This is a genomic window from Nitrosomonas sp. (assembly GCA_031316255.1).
GTDB lineage: Bacteria > Pseudomonadota > Gammaproteobacteria > Burkholderiales > Nitrosomonadaceae > Nitrosomonas.
On the sequence record JALDQW010000001.1, the window covers coordinates 2,611,898 to 2,626,200 of the forward strand.

Annotated in this window: 13 protein-coding genes; 6 read left to right on the forward strand and 7 right to left on the reverse strand. The window is 46.9% G+C overall.

The window, feature by feature from the left end:
* Positions 1-19 precede the first annotated feature (19 nt).
* Entirely contained in the window at positions 20-856 is an 837-nt protein-coding gene (locus MRK00_11640; GenBank protein MDR4518021.1) for a hydroxymethylpyrimidine/phosphomethylpyrimidine kinase, read from the reverse strand.
* A 52-nt stretch (positions 857-908) separates the two neighbouring features.
* Between MRK00_11640 and MRK00_11645 the strand changes: the two genes are divergently transcribed.
* On the forward strand, positions 909-1,097 hold the full coding sequence (locus tag MRK00_11645) for a rubredoxin (GenBank protein ID MDR4518022.1): 189 nt from the start codon (positions 909-911) through the stop codon (positions 1,095-1,097).
* Positions 1,097-1,486 carry a lactoylglutathione lyase gene (gloA, locus tag MRK00_11650; protein MDR4518023.1) on the forward strand — a complete coding sequence of 130 codons (390 nt, stop codon included), beginning with the start codon at positions 1,097-1,099 and terminating at the stop codon, positions 1,484-1,486. Before MRK00_11645 ends, gloA begins: the two co-directional genes overlap by 1 nt.
* A 351-nt stretch (positions 1,487-1,837) precedes the next feature.
* Here gloA and MRK00_11655 read toward each other — a convergent pair whose 3' ends face one another.
* From MRK00_11655 to MRK00_11670, 4 genes are all read right to left on the reverse strand, one after another.
* The gene (locus tag MRK00_11655) at positions 1,838-2,536 is read right to left on the reverse strand and encodes an HNH endonuclease (GenBank protein MDR4518024.1); all 699 of its coding nucleotides are present in this window, start codon (positions 2,534-2,536) and stop codon (positions 1,838-1,840) included.
* Positions 2,537-2,816: 280 nt separating this feature from the next.
* A complete protein-coding gene (locus MRK00_11660; protein ID MDR4518025.1) occupies positions 2,817-3,521 on the reverse strand; it encodes an SAM-dependent methyltransferase in 705 nt (234 codons plus the stop codon).
* Between the two features lie 21 nt (positions 3,522-3,542).
* Positions 3,543-5,216: a DNA repair protein RecN gene (gene recN / locus MRK00_11665; GenBank protein ID MDR4518026.1), complete on the reverse strand. Its 1,674-nt coding sequence runs from the start codon at positions 5,214-5,216 to the stop codon at positions 3,543-3,545.
* Between the two features lie 15 nt (positions 5,217-5,231).
* The gene (locus MRK00_11670; protein MDR4518027.1) at positions 5,232-6,104 is read right to left on the reverse strand and encodes an NAD kinase; all 873 of its coding nucleotides are present in this window, start codon (positions 6,102-6,104) and stop codon (positions 5,232-5,234) included.
* A gap of 337 nt (positions 6,105-6,441) precedes the next feature.
* On the opposite strand from MRK00_11670, the gene hrcA reads away from it, so the two are divergent.
* Both hrcA and hemH read left to right on the forward strand, forming a co-directional pair.
* Positions 6,442-7,461, forward strand: a complete 1,020-nt coding sequence (gene hrcA / locus MRK00_11675; GenBank protein MDR4518028.1) for a heat-inducible transcriptional repressor HrcA — start codon at positions 6,442-6,444, stop codon at positions 7,459-7,461.
* A gap of 219 nt (positions 7,462-7,680) precedes the next feature.
* On the forward strand, positions 7,681-8,766 hold the full coding sequence (gene hemH, locus MRK00_11680; protein ID MDR4518029.1) for a ferrochelatase: 1,086 nt from the start codon (positions 7,681-7,683) through the stop codon (positions 8,764-8,766).
* A gap of 2 nt (positions 8,767-8,768) precedes the next feature.
* Here hemH and gshB read toward each other — a convergent pair whose 3' ends face one another.
* Both gshB and MRK00_11690 read right to left on the reverse strand, forming a co-directional pair.
* Positions 8,769-9,725 (reverse strand): glutathione synthase, encoded by a 957-nt coding sequence (gshB, locus tag MRK00_11685; protein MDR4518030.1) that lies wholly within the window; start codon positions 9,723-9,725, stop codon positions 8,769-8,771.
* 23 nt (positions 9,726-9,748) lie between these two features.
* The gene (locus tag MRK00_11690) at positions 9,749-10,564 is read right to left on the reverse strand and encodes a glutamate--cysteine ligase (protein ID MDR4518031.1); all 816 of its coding nucleotides are present in this window, start codon (positions 10,562-10,564) and stop codon (positions 9,749-9,751) included.
* Between the two features lie 294 nt (positions 10,565-10,858).
* Here MRK00_11690 and MRK00_11695 point away from each other — a divergent pair, with 294 nt between their 5' ends.
* The gene (locus tag MRK00_11695; protein ID MDR4518032.1) at positions 10,859-12,844 is read left to right on the forward strand and encodes a monovalent cation:proton antiporter-2 (CPA2) family protein; all 1,986 of its coding nucleotides are present in this window, start codon (positions 10,859-10,861) and stop codon (positions 12,842-12,844) included.
* Between the two features lie 311 nt (positions 12,845-13,155).
* Positions 13,156-14,259, forward strand: coding sequence for a copper-containing nitrite reductase (gene nirK, locus MRK00_11700; protein ID MDR4518033.1), 1,104 nt, complete (start codon positions 13,156-13,158; stop codon positions 14,257-14,259).
* Positions 14,260-14,303 lie beyond the last annotated feature (44 nt).

The window sequence follows — 14,303 nt, forward strand, 5'->3', positions numbered from 1 at the left end:
TTATTTAACACGGTGTGCCTCATTCGTTATCAAGCGCGTCAATCCTACCAGCCCAGAAAAGCCGGTTGGGTATATGCTGTCCCATGCCCGGCCTGAAACTGCTATCCAGGGTGCGCCAGGTATAAACCTGTCCGGAATAAACACTATCCTTGACGGTTTGTCCGTTTGCCATCGATGCGGCAATAGCAGACGCCAGCGTGCAGCCCGAACCATGGTAGCTGTGCGGTAAACGTTTCCACTCGTCGGAGCGTATCTGACCTTCGGTTGAATACAGTGCATTTGTAACCAGCGTTGTGTTTTCATGCGTGCCCGTAATTAATACATATTCACACCCCATGTCCAGAAGTCTGTATGCACATTCATCCAGAGACGGATTATCCGGACAGTCTTCACTGTCATCGTCAAAAAGCGCCAGGCGCCTGGCTTCGAGGCTGTTCGGCGTCAACAAGGTAACCTGTGGTAACAGCAAATTCCGCATGGCGTCAATCATATCCTCTGTTGCCAGTTCATCACCGCGCCCGGAAGCCAGTACTGGATCCATGATTAATGGAATTTCAGGATAATCTGATACAATTTCCGCGATGGCTGCAATAATTTCAACACTGCCTAACAGACCCAGTTTGAATGCGTGGATGGGCATATCTTCCAGTAAAGTTCTGGCCTGGTTTTCAACCCATTCAGAATCGAGCGGTAATATATCTTCTACACCGGCGGTATCCTGTACAGTAATCGCAGTGATGACAGACAGGGGATGACACCCCATACTGGCAATGGTGAGAAGATCAGCCTGGATACCAGCGCCGCCGCTAGGGTCATTGGCTGCAAATGAAAGTACATTTGGGGGTGGCTGTGACATGCATTAATACCGTAAAATAGCATTTTAACCTAAATGAGAATGTCGATCTATTATGTCTACTGAGGAAAACCAAAACTATAATCGGTACATGTGCCTAATCTGCGGTTATGTTTATGATGAAGAGAAGGGCTCGCCCGATGAGGGCATTCCTGCAGGAACACGCTGGGAAGATGTCCCGATCAACTGGACATGCCCGGAGTGCGGCGCGCGTAAAGAAGATTTTGAAATGGTGAAAATCTGATGCGAATTCTGCATACAATGTTACGCGTCGGTGATCTGGAAAAATCACTCGAATTTTATACCCAGGTGCTGGGCATGAAGCTGTTAAGGCGCAAGGACTACCCCGATGGAAAATTTACCCTGGCGTTTGTCGGTTATCAGGACGAAGCCAGCGGTACCGTGCTGGAACTGACGCATAACTGGGACACCGGCCAATACGATCTGGGTGGAGGTTTTGGCCATATCGCCATTGAAGTCGATGACGCCTATGCCGCCTGTGAAGAAACCCGCAAGCGGGGCGGGAAGGTGACGCGTGAAGCCGGACCCATGAAACACGGCACAACCGTCATTGCCTTCGTCGAAGATCCCGATGGTTATAAAATTGAATTTATTCAGAAAAAGAATCAATAATAAACGTTTTTAACCGTACATCAAAAAATTGCCGGTATTGGTTAATGTCTTTCAGAAAGCAGTATCCCGAAGTTGAATTGCATCATATGAAAGCAAGCAAGGAAATCGTTCAAATGATTTCTCGGGCCGAATCCAGGATGAAGTCTTAACGTTTTTACATTATGAAAATTATGTGCTCACCAGATTGAGCCTATCGTCCATAGTCTTAAATGGCGAATCTGAGGTAAGTGCCTAACGCCTAGTTCAGCGGCTTCGAAAACGGAGCGAGCTTTTGGGCAATGATGCCAAAGGCATGTCCAAAAACCCGCGGAGTTTGCGATGTCTGCTGGAACGACTTGTTAAGTGCGACTTTCACTGAATCTTGGCGCTCTTCGCCAAGTTATGCCGCGCACACAGCAGCTGGACGTTTTCCGCTCTCAAAGATGTGCCTCCCTTCGAATACGGCAGGATATGATCAAAGTGCAATTCATCGGTTGCACCGCATTCAACACACTTACCGCCATCTCGCTTCCACACTTCGAGCTTGATGTGAGTGGGAATAATTCTGCTGCGCTTGGCTTCCGTATCGTGTTCATCTTCCGGTGCATCATCGCTGGCTACACTCTCGACAGCCACCAGCTTGAATTTGAATACCTCGCGGGAGCCGTCAGATTCGCGCCATGAATCGATCAAATGAAAATACCCGTTATCGGACCAAATGCCTTTTTTAATTTTTTCGTACACCCTTACGATATCGGGATGCTTTAAACCGGCCTTGTGATCCTGTGCGGCCTTGTGGAATTTCCCGTTCTCAGAGAGATTACCGGACGGTAAAAACTCCGGCTGATCGATAACTTTGGGATTTCGAGCGTGCTCTGTACGTGGTTCATTATGACCTTCGTAAATGAGCACCGAACCATCTTCTTCGATACGATCTTGGTAAGGGGCGTTCGGATGGAGCGACATCAGAATTACGGAATGCCTACCTCGCAGCCGAAAGTTCATACCGCGCTGCAAGCTCGTACCTTCCCGCTGGCACATTTCGAAATAAGAAATGACGTTGCCTCTCATGGCATCTTCTTTTCAGCACTTAACTTAATATATACAACATTTTGTTAAATAATCTATCCGCAATGTCATATAACTTATTTTTATCCTAATTATCCTTCTGTATTTTCTAATAAGAACTAAAAATACAAAATAAGTCGCACACAAAATGCGACATAGACACTCATAAAAATTTGTTTTGATTGCAAGCACTTTAGTTATCCTTGTAGGTACAGAGCCTCGAGTTTGTTGGTAAAAAAGCTTTTCAATTTGGTTAATGCGTTTATCACAGGGTTGAATGGAATTACCCCTGTAACAAAAAAATCGTTGGCATCTTGTTAATATCCGGTAGTTTCTGTTTCCATTGTTTGATCGTTTTTGTGGTAATCGTTTGGTTGGCGGCAGTCAGATTAGCCGCGATGCATAAATCGGTATCGTCGCGGCAGGTTTGCACAATAAGTTCGAGTAGTCCTTGATTGCGGTACGGTGCTTCGATAAAAATCTGGGTTTGGTCATGCGTACCGGAGTGTTTCTCCAGTTCAATGATTTTTTGTACGCGTGCATGTTTTTCGATCGGTAAGTAGCCATTAAAACAGAAGCGCTGGCCGTTAAGCCCTGAGGCCATCAGCGCCAATACAATTGAAGACGGCCCGACTAAAGGGATGACGGGTATTTTTTTGTCATGCGCCAGCCGCACTAGAGCGCTGCCGGGGTCGGCGATAGCCGGACAGCCGGCTTCCGACAGCAGGCCTGTATCATGACCTGCCAACAGCGGTTGCAACAGTTTTTCCAGATCTTTTGCATGGGTATGTTCATTCAGCGTTTCAATCTGTATTTCCTGTAACGGCGCCTTGCATTCAATTTGTTTCAGGAAATGGCGTGCGGTTTTGGGGTGTTCGGCAATATAGCAGGTCAGCTGTTGAATCGATTGTCTGACCGACCTGGGGATGACCCAGTCGATATCGCAATCACTGATGGGTGTGGGAATGAGATAGAGTTTTCCAGTCATGACCATGACATCTTTAGAAATTTACTTGCTGGTTTTATTGTGCAACATTTCGGCGGCGTGTTTGCGCGTGGCTTCGGTAATTTTTACACCGCCGAGCATGCGCGCGATTTCTTCCACCCGTTCCGTTTTGCTCAGCAGGTTAATGTGACTCAAAACCTGTGAGCTGTCCTTTTGCGCAGATTTGGTGACCTGCCAATGCTGATCGCCTTTTGCTGCAACTTGGGGCAGGTGAGTAATGCACATCACCTGTCGCGCGCCACCCAATTGTTTGAGCAACTGGCCGACAATTTCTGCAACACGTCCGCCGATACCGACATCGACTTCATCGAAAATAAGCGTTGGCACGGTTCCGGTTTGGCTGGTAATGACCTGTATCGCCAGACTGATACGTGATAATTCGCCGCCTGAGGCAACTTTGGCCAGTGGTTTCAACGGCAGTCCCTTATGCGCGGCAACCTGAAATTCAATCTGTTCAAGCCCATAGGCACCGCCTAGTTCCAGCGGATTCAAGGCAACCGAAAACGAACCGCCTGCCATTGCAATCGTCTGCATCGATTCGGTTACTGCTCGGGCCATTTCCTTTCCGGCTTTTTGGCGTTTTGTGCTGAGCTTTTCTGCAAGTTTTTGATAGGTTTTCTGCGCCACATTTTCCTGCTCGATGAGTTTGTCGAGATTGCTGTCATTATCCAGTGCTTCGAGCTGGTTGTTTATCTGGGAAAGAAAGTCGGGCAAGGTTTCCGGCGTAATGCGGTATTTTCTGGCCATGCCGTGAATCATTGTTATGCGTTTATCGATTTCCTGTAGATACTGCGGGTCAAGGTCGAGCTGCTGCCGGTAATGTCTGAGTTCATAAATACTTTCCTGTACCTGAATCTGGGCGGATTCCAGTAAATCAACCACAGTCTGCAATTGACTGTCATATTCCAGCATAGTCTGTAACTGGCCCTTTACCGCATTGATCTGCGAAATGGCTGCTGCTTCATGTTCGGACAATTGTTCAATGCCTGTTTCAGTCGCTTCCAGCAGGCTGGCCAGATGTGAAAGCCGGTTATGGTCCGACTGAAGATTGGTCCATTCATCCAAAGTGAAATTGAGTTCTGAAAGTTCTAGCTTTTGCCATTCGAGCTGTGAGCGTTTTTCACTGGATTCAGCTAATTGTTTTTCAAAATCTGTTCGTTGCCGATGCAGATCCTGCCAGTGCTGGTAAGCGGTTTTTACGTTGTGTACATGTTTTCTACTGCCGGCATAAGCATCGAGCAGGTCGCGCTGCGCATCTCTATGCAGCAATGCCTGATGGGCATGCTGGCTGTGGATGGAAACCAGATATTCCCCGGCTGTACGCAATTGCTGTAGCGTAACCGTATGTCCATTGATAAATGCGCGCGAACGGCCTTTCGTATCCAGAACGCGGCGCATTAAACAGGTATCGGGATCGCCCTGCAAATCGTTCTGCTCGAGCCATTCAGCCAGATCCGGGATTAAGCCGATATCGAACAGCGCGCTGATTTCCGCGCGATCTTGCCCTTGTTGTATCTGGCCAGGGTCGCCACGATCCCCCAAAGTCAATGACAACGCATCAATCATGATGGATTTTCCGGCGCCGGTTTCGCCGGTGAGCACCGTAAAACCGGGTTGAAATTCCAACTCCATCTGATCAACGATGACAAAATGCTGAATGCTTAACAGTTTGAGCATGGTCGTGAATTCTGGTTAGTGCAATTCACTCCAGCCCAGTTTTTCGCGCAACATGCGGTAATAACTATGGTTAACAGAATGCAACAGCCGCACTGTTTTGGGAAAACGCCGAATGATGATGCGATCGGATTGCTCGAGGTCATGGTTGGAATGGCTGTCGCAATGGACGCGCGCATCCAGGGAACTGAGCATATTGACTTCCACATTGGCATCAGGCCCGACTACAATCGGACGGTTACTGAGTGTATGCGGACATACCGGTACCAGTGCAATGAGATCCAGACTCGGGTGCAAGATAGGGCCGCCCGATGACAGTGCATAGGCTGTAGAACCCGTCGGTGTGGACACGATAAGGCCGTCGGAACGTAGCGTATTGACATATTCGTTATTGATGCTGATCTGAAATTCGACCATGCCGCTGCTCATGCCCCGGTACAACACCACATCATTAAATGCCAATGCACTGAAAATGCTGCTGTCATTACGAATCACTTCTGTGTACAACAGCATGCGCCGTTCAGTGGTGTATTGTCCCTGAAGCATTTCATTGAGCGTTTCGAGCATGGTGTCAGTTGACAAATCGGTTAAAAATCCAAGCCTTCCCTGATTGATGCCAATCAGTGGCACATCATGCGATGCCAGCATGCGTGCGATATTGAGCATTGTACCGTCGCCACCCATGACAATGGCCAAATCAACCTGACGGCCAATCTCATCGAGTGTCAGGGCTTTATACGCTTCAAACGGTAGGTAAGAAGCGGTCAGATGATCGACAAACACTTCAAACTGAAGCCTGGTCAGATGTTTGGCAAGATCCAGTATAGGCGTCGCGATCTCGGAATTTTTATGTTTGCCAATCAGCGCGATCTTTTTAAATGGAAAACTCATTACCGAATCTTATGTCAATGATTAGAAGTACCATCAGGGTCAATTTAAATATTTTATTATTGTTTGATACGCTATTTGCTGGTCGCGTCTCATGATATGACCAGAAAAATTAGCATAACGTTATTGTGTAAAACAACTGTAAAATGTCGATATGCTCCAGGTCTGTTAGAAAAATTAAAAATATAAGCGACAGCTTTTAAAATATGGCTAGAAAAAAGACGTAACATACATATATTTATATGCAGTTTAGCATCTAATGAAGGGAATGAGGCAAGTGCGCTGTGTTCGAGGTATTGGAGGCAGCATTAAATGACAAAGGTTGTTGTAAAATCAGCATATGCTTAACGAAAGAGCACAAATTTTATTAAAAACATTGGTTGAATGTTATATTCATGAAGGACATCCGGTTGGTTCGCGTTCATTATCCAAGTTTTCCGGCCTGGATTTAAGTCCCGCAACGATACGCAATGTCATGGCTGATCTGGAAGAAATGGGTCTGGTTATGAGTCCGCATACTTCTGCAGGCAGAGTGCCAACCCCTAAGGGTTATCGGCTTTTTGTCGACGAATTGTTGGTTATCAACGCACTCAAGGAAGAAGAACTTCATCATCTGGAAAATCAGTTGCATCCGGATAATCCATCACGCCTGGTTAATGCGGCTTCCCAGTTGCTTTCCGAATTAACACACTTCGCCGGTGTTGTGGTCACACCCAAACGTACGGGCGCGGTATTTCGCTATATCGAATTTATGGCGTTAACGGAAAAAAGAATTCTACTGATAATTGTTACACCCGATGGCGATGTGCAAAATCGCATTATTTTTACCGACAAGCCTTATAGCCAATCCGATTTGATTGAAGCCGGTAATTTTATTAATAAACATTATGCCGGATGTACACTCGATGAAATCCGCAGCCGTATTCAGACCGAACTTAAGCAGCTCAGAGAGGATATGACCAGCCTGATGAATGCCGCGATTGAAGCGGGGGGCGATGCCGTCAATGAAAGCAGTGAGATGGTCGTGCTCGCTGGAGAACGCAAGCTTCTGGATATGCTCGATGCTTCCGAGAACCTGGCCAGCCTCAAAAAACTGTTTGAACTGTTTGAACGCAAGACAAAGTTGCTCCAGTTACTCGAACTCAGCCGCCATGCGGAAGGTGTAAAGATTTTTATTGGCGGTGAATCCGATTTTGCCGCCTTTGACGATTTCAGCGTTATTACTGCGCCGTATGAGATGGAAGGCGCGGTTGTGGGCACAGTGGGCGTGATTGGCCCGAGACGCATGGCGTATGAACGTGTTATTCCGATTGTCGATGTTACCGCGAAGCTGTTGTCAAACAGTTTGTCGCAGCAATAATATAGCCGTTCATCAAATAAATTCACCACAGGGCGTCTCTAAAAATTCATAATTCTAAACAAGACGAGGCGAGAACAAAAAATTTTGACGCAGCATATGATTGATATGTAAGGAAACATTTTTTGTAAACAACGAAGTATTGTAACGAAGGATGGATTTTTAGAGGTGCCCCACAATAAAACTGAAAAATAACACCTAATAACAATAAGGTTAAAATTCATGATCGCTGAATCTGACTACCAACATGGCACCCCAGCAAAAACAGGCGTGCTACTGATTAATCTGGGTACGCCCGATGCGCCAACGAAAGAAGCGTTGCGTCCGTATCTCAGGGAATTTCTGAGTAATCGGCGCGTTATTGAAGTGCCACGATTGATCTGGTGGCCGATACTGTATGGCGTGATTTTGCCTTTTAGGCCGAAACAATCTGCTGAAAAATATGCACTGATTTGGTCGCAGGAAGGCTCTCCGCTGAAGGTGCATACCGAACGCCAAACACAACTGCTGGCACAAGCGTTACAGGCCGACACGAATCCCGCGCCGATGGTTGAATATGCGATGAACATCGGCAATCCTTCTGTAGTCAGCGTGCTCGATAAAATGAGAAGTGCGGGGTGCGACCGTATTCTGGTCATTCCACTGTTTCCGCAATATGCTGCGAGTAGCACCGCAGCTGCGATGGACGCCGTTTTCGATGCGCTCAAACACATGCGCAATATGCCCGCTGTCCGTACCGTCAAGCAATATCATGACCATCCCGGCTATATTGCTGCTTTGGCACAGAATGTTCGTGACTACTGGAGCGAGCACGGTCGTCCCGAAAAGTTGATTATCAGCTTTCATGGTGTGCCGCGCAGAAATCTCGACAAAGGTGATCCCTATCATTGCTTTTGCCAGAAAACAGGGCGGTTACTGGCTGAAGCACTGAATTTGAACGCGGATCAGTATCAGGTCTGTTTTCAATCCCGCTTTGGCCGTGCTCAATGGTTGCAACCGTACACCGCTGAAACCCTCGAACAACTCGGCAAGGCGCATACCAATCGCGTTGACATTGTTTGTCCCGGATTTGTTTCAGATTGTCTGGAAACCCTCGAAGAAATCGCCATTGAAGGCAGGAAAATTTTTACCGAAGCCGGTGGCAAGGAATATCACTATATCCCGTGCCTGAACGAGCGCGACGACTGGATTGCCGCTTTGACCGATATCGCTAAATCCAATCTTCAAGGCTGGCTGGATCCGGAACCGTCACAGCAAGCGCTTGATCAGTCAAAGCAGCGTGCAATGGCGATAGGCGCACAAAAGTAAGCTTAAAATTCGTTTGCTTTTTTTTCAATCGCATCAATCATCATTCCCGCCACGTTAAATCCTGTCTGGTTATAAATTTCCTGCATGCCGGTCGGGCTGGTGACGTTGATTTCGGTGAGATAATTTCCGATGACATCGAGTCCGACGAGCATTAGTCCCTGGCTGGCTAATTCCGGGCCTAGGGTTGCGGCAATTTTCTTATCGTTTTCAGTTAATGACTGTGCGATACCGGTGCCGCCCGTGTTCAGGTTGCCGCGCGTTTCACCGGGTCTGGGAATGCGCGCCAAAGAATAGGGTGCGGGTTTGCCGGCAATCAATAGAATGCGTTTGTCGCCTTGAGCAATTTCAGGGATAAAACGCTGCGCCATGATGGTGCGTGTGCCGTAATGTGTCATGGTTTCAAGAATGACGTTGACGTTGTGATCCGTTTTATGCACGCGAAAAATGCCGGCGCCGCCCATGCTGTCCAGCGGCTTTAGAATAATGTCCTGGTGTTGTTGCAGAAATTCTATGATGAGCGGCTCATGACGGGTAACGAGCGTTGGCGGATTAAACTGCGGAAATTTGGTGATTGCCAGCTTTTCATTAAAATCCCGGATGCTGCGCGGGCTGTTGATAATATGCGCACCCGAATTCTCGGCCAGTTCCAAAAGGTAAGTGCTGTAGATATATTCCATGTTGAACGGCGGATCTTTACGCATCAATACGGCATCAAATGCTGTGAGCGGCATAGCGGTTTTTTCGGCGATTTGATACCAGCTGTTTTTATGTCCGTTGTTTCCGGTTAGCGTCAAATGCGATGAAAAACTGACGACGGCATCATTACGCCAGATCAGATCTTCCTGATGGATAATATAAATTTCGTGACTGCGCGTGGTCGCTTCGCGCATCATGGCATAACTGGAGTCCTTTTGTATTTTGATTGCTTCAAGTTGGTCTATGATAAAAGCCAGTTTCATGTCAGCAGCCCGGGTAAATAGTGTTAGAAATCAGTTGCCGTTTGTTGCAGTTCGAGGACGGCAGCCAGCAAAGCCAGTCTGGCGACAACGCTATAGGCATAAAAACGCAATGGCATCAGATTTTTTCGGAACGAACTGTCAGGCAACAGACAATCCAGCTCGAAGGGTAACAACACAAAATGCATGCCGGGCGCACTCAGATTTTCATCCACACTGCGGCCGGTATGTAAATGATAAAAGCCGACGACGACAAAATGATCAATCATGTATATCACCGGTTCGGCTACTGTCCGATTAATATTTTTGAAGGTGTAGACGCCTTTTTGAACCAGCACATTGGTGACGGACATGCCTTCTTTGACAACTGCCATTTTGTTGCGCCGCTTTCGGTTGAGCTGATTATTTTTACGAATGACAGGCTCCAGTAATATCGATTGCCCGTCAGGTAAGTCGAATGTCGTCGCGGTTTTGATTTCGGGCAGAAGCGATCCAATGCGCACATCCAGTCCCGCGTGTTGCATGATTGTTTTTAATGAAGCGATATTTTGTAAATAAAAAATATTTCTAGTGTGATTTTCCGGAATCAGCAAAATACTGTGCGCATCGGGACAGATTCTCACTATTGCGGTCATGGCCGCCTGTACGCAAAGCGGTATAAATTCTGTATTCAGGTAATTAAAATCGCTGTTACGCAAATCAACCGAACAGTAAAATGGAATCTTGTATTCGAACCATTTGCTGCGCAACCGATGCTCAATCTGCGGTTTTGCAGTGTTAAAACGGTTTTCCAGATCCAGAATCGGGTTATGCAAGGCTGTTGATAAATGAGGGAGCGGCATTACGTGGTAAACGGTGTGCGAGTGTCTGGATTTTGCATGTAGTATAGCATCAAGCAGGGACAATTGTATTTAACCACTAAAATCGTTATGGTTGTTGGGCTGTTTTTCGTATTGCCTTATTCCATACGTATTGCCTTATTTCATACTTGATTCGGCGATCAATAACGAATATTTTAAACAGTTTACAGAGAACGATTCAGTGGCAAAGAATGCTTGACTGAAGCGCTGAATATTATAAAGTTGCTTAATCCCGACACGATCATTCTCTAGGTAATTTCTGTTGAACATTTATTCATGACTGACGATACCCTGCAACCTATTCTTATTTTGTTAGCGATTGCCGTAATCGCCGTGGTGATTTTTCGCCTGTTGCGTTTGCCGCCCATGCTGGGGTATTTGGTTGCGGGCGTCATTATTGGACCACATGCCCTGGGATGGATACAAGAAAGCGAGGAAACGCGCCATCTTGCGGAATTTGGGATTGTCTTTCTGATGTTCAGTATTGGTCTGGAATTCAGTCTGACCAAACTGGTCACGATGAAACGCATCGTTTTCGGGTTTGGTACATCGCAGGTTGTCATCTGTATTATGCTTGTTATGGGGATCACCTGGTTTCTGGGCATGGATTGGCGCGTGGGACTGGCTTTAGGCGGCGCACTGGCAATGTCTTCAACCGCCATTGTCATCAAAATGCTGTCCGAAAGACTGGAGCTTAATACACCGCACGGTCGCCAGGTAATTGGTGTTTTATTGTTTCAGGACCTAGCCGTCATTCCATTGTTAATTATTATTCCGGCGCTTGCAATTTCTATTGACAATGAAGCCGTAGATTACGGAACGATGCTGGCAATTGCTGTGTTAAAGGCGCTTGCGGTACTTACGTTGATTCTGTTTTTTGGACAACGGCTTATGCGCCCCTGGTTTCATGTGGTAGCGCGCCAGAAATCATCCGAATTGTTTGTTTTGAATGTTTTGCTGATCACGCTGGGACTCGCCTGGTTGACTGAGCTGGCCGGGCTGTCGCTGGCGCTGGGCGCTTTTCTAGCCGGAATGCTGATATCCGAAACTGAATACCGGTATCAGGTTGAAGATGACATTAAGCCTTTTCGCGATATTTTGCTGGGTTTGTTTTTCATTACCATTGGCATGTTGCTGGATATTCAGGTCGTGATTGAAAATTTCCTGTGGGTGGCACTGATTTTGTCAGCGTTGATCGTCGTAAAAGTCGTATTAATTACCGGCCTATCGCGTCTTTTCGGCGCGGAACCCAATGTGGCGGTCAGAACGGGATTGAATCTGGCGCAAGGCGGAGAATTCGGATTTGTATTGCTTGCTCAGGCGACCATGAGTGGTTTGGTGGAAAATGCCGTCCTGCAACCGATTCTGGCCGCCATGGTACTGTCGATGTTGCTGGCGCCATTTATGATTGAGTATAGTGAGCGGGTTGTTCAGCGTTTTTACACGTCCGAGTGGTTGCAGCGCGCAATGCAGATTACTTCCATTGCTGCGCAAACAATGTCCGAACAAAATCATGTCATTATTTGCGGCTATGGACGCAGCGGGCAGAATTTGTCGCGTATTCTGGAGCAGGAGTCGGTTCCTTTTATTGCGCTCGATATTGATCCGCAGCGTATCCACGAAGCCAAGATTGCCGGGGAATCGGTGGTTTATGGTGACGCGGCGCGCAGGGAAGTTTTAATTGCTGCCGGGCTGCTTCGTGCAAGAGTGCTGATCGTCAGTTACGCGGACACGGTTTCAGCCTTGAAAATTTTAAACCATGCCCGAACGTTGCGTCCTGAATTGGCAGTTGTTGTGCGAACGCGGGACGATTCGGACATTGATCTGTTGAAGGAAGCCGGCGCAACAGAAGTTGTAGCCGAGGTGCTTGAAGGCAGCCTGATGCTGGCATCGCACGCGATGATGTTCATGGATATGTCTACAGGACGCATTTTAAGGCGTATCCGGCAAATACGTGAACAGCGGTACAACCTATTTCGTGGATTTTATTACGGTGTTACTGACGAAAGTGAAGAAGGCAACGAGCGACTGTTGCCCCGGCTGTTGACAATCACAATTATTCCCGGTGCGGCATCTGTTAATAAAACACTTGGCGAACTTGATCTGGTTGAATTTTCGGTAGAGGTGACTGCCGTCAGAAGACGAAATATCAGGGGATTATTGCCTTCCGATGAAACTCGGCTTGAAGCAGGTGATGTGGTTGTGCTCAGGGGAACTCAGGAAAATCTGGCCGCTGCAGAAATCCGGTTAATGCAGGGATAGTTTCAGCTTTTCTCCATAATCCTAATCTAAAACAGATAAATATAGCGGCGCATGTATTTTGGCTTTGAACTTGCAAGAAACCCTACTGCCAACATGTCATTTTTTAAGGGTTTTTTCTAATTTAATAAACGCTCAGACATGGACAGTTTCTTCATGAAAGTGTATAGTCTGCGTTCAACCCTTTGCTCATAAGAAAAAGGGAGGTGTTATTGTATCCAGTTCATAACAACGCTTACATTTCAGAATGGATGCAGTGACAGATAAGAAGGTGCGTACTATAAAGCGCAAATTTATCATTTATGGAGGGAGATATGATTAAAGCTGTTCAGGCAGTTGTTGGATTGGGATTGTTGTGTTTCGCTGCTACTCAAGTTGCAGTAGCTGCAACAGACATCTCAAAATTACCACGTATCAAACAAGAACTGGTGGCTCCGCCTGCAGTTCCTAAACACGATCAAGTTGTCAAAGGCGGACCAAGAGTTGTTGAAGTGCGTATGGAGACTAAAGAAGTTCTTATGGAAGTGGCTCCCGGCGCAAACGTATGGGCATTGACTTTTAACGGTTCCGTTCCTGGTCCATTGATCGTTGTGCACGAAGGCGATTATGTTGAGCTTACCTTGGTTAATCCAAAAGAAAGTACACTGGCGCATAACGTGGATTTCCATGCTGCAACAGGCGCGTTGGGTGGCGCTGGCTTGACATTGGTCCAGCCAGGTGAAGAAGTTGTTTTACGCTGGAAAGCTGTTAAGCCAGGTGTATTTGTATACCACTGTGCACCAGGTGGAACAATGATTCCTTTCCACGTTATTTCAGGTATGAGTGGTGCGATTATGGTCCTGCCACGTGATGGTCTGAAAGACGAAAAAGGAAAACCATATCGTTATGACCGTGCATTCTACATTGGCGAGCAAGATTACTATTTGCCAAACGATGGCAAGGGTAACTTCAAGAAATATGATTCACCTGCAGCTGGCATGCATGAAATGCTTGAACTCGCTAAAGGCCTGATTCCAACTCATGTTGTTTTCAACGGTGCAGTGGGTGCCATTACCGGTGATAACGCATTGTCAGCCAAAGTGGGTGAGAAAGTATTATTCGTTCACTCATCAGCTAACCGTCAATCTTATCCTCACTTGATCGGTGGTCACGCTGATCTTTACTGGGTAGGCGGTTCATTCAGCGATACTCCATTAACAAGCCAGGAAACATGGTTTATTCCAGCGGGTGCTGCAGTTGCTGCTGCATATGAATTCCATCAACCTGGTTTATATGTATACCTCAGTCATAACCTGATTGAAGCTGTACTGCTCGGTGCAGCGCTGCATATGAATGTCGAAGGTGAGTGGGATAACGACATGATGGAGCAAGTCAAAGCACCTGCATCATTTGACGCTGGCGCAGCGATGGATCACTAAGCGCTTATACAAAAAAATATTTGTTAAAGTGATGTAATCCATAA

What these genes read in the sequence shown, in the direction of transcription:
- MRK00_11640 (MDR4518021.1), bottom strand. Translation starts at nt 856, where the DNA reads ATGTCACAGCCACCCCCAAATGTACTTTCATTTGCAGCCAATGACCCT.
- MRK00_11645 (MDR4518022.1), top strand. Translation starts at nt 909, where the DNA reads ATGTCTACTGAGGAAAACCAAAACTATAATCGGTACATGTGCCTAATC.
- gloA (MDR4518023.1), top strand. Translation starts at nt 1,097, where the DNA reads ATGCGAATTCTGCATACAATGTTACGCGTCGGTGATCTGGAAAAATCA.
- MRK00_11655 (MDR4518024.1), bottom strand. Translation starts at nt 2,536, where the DNA reads ATGAGAGGCAACGTCATTTCTTATTTCGAAATGTGCCAGCGGGAAGGT.
- MRK00_11660 (MDR4518025.1), bottom strand. Translation starts at nt 3,521, where the DNA reads ATGACTGGAAAACTCTATCTCATTCCCACACCCATCAGTGATTGCGAT.
- recN (MDR4518026.1), bottom strand. Translation starts at nt 5,216, where the DNA reads ATGCTCAAACTGTTAAGCATTCAGCATTTTGTCATCGTTGATCAGATG.
- MRK00_11670 (MDR4518027.1), bottom strand. Translation starts at nt 6,104, where the DNA reads ATGAGTTTTCCATTTAAAAAGATCGCGCTGATTGGCAAACATAAAAAT.
- hrcA (MDR4518028.1), top strand. Translation starts at nt 6,442, where the DNA reads ATGCTTAACGAAAGAGCACAAATTTTATTAAAAACATTGGTTGAATGT.
- hemH (MDR4518029.1), top strand. Translation starts at nt 7,681, where the DNA reads ATGATCGCTGAATCTGACTACCAACATGGCACCCCAGCAAAAACAGGC.
- gshB (MDR4518030.1), bottom strand. Translation starts at nt 9,725, where the DNA reads ATGAAACTGGCTTTTATCATAGACCAACTTGAAGCAATCAAAATACAA.
- MRK00_11690 (MDR4518031.1), bottom strand. Translation starts at nt 10,564, where the DNA reads ATGCCGCTCCCTCATTTATCAACAGCCTTGCATAACCCGATTCTGGAT.
- MRK00_11695 (MDR4518032.1), top strand. Translation starts at nt 10,859, where the DNA reads ATGACTGACGATACCCTGCAACCTATTCTTATTTTGTTAGCGATTGCC.
- nirK (MDR4518033.1), top strand. Translation starts at nt 13,156, where the DNA reads ATGATTAAAGCTGTTCAGGCAGTTGTTGGATTGGGATTGTTGTGTTTC.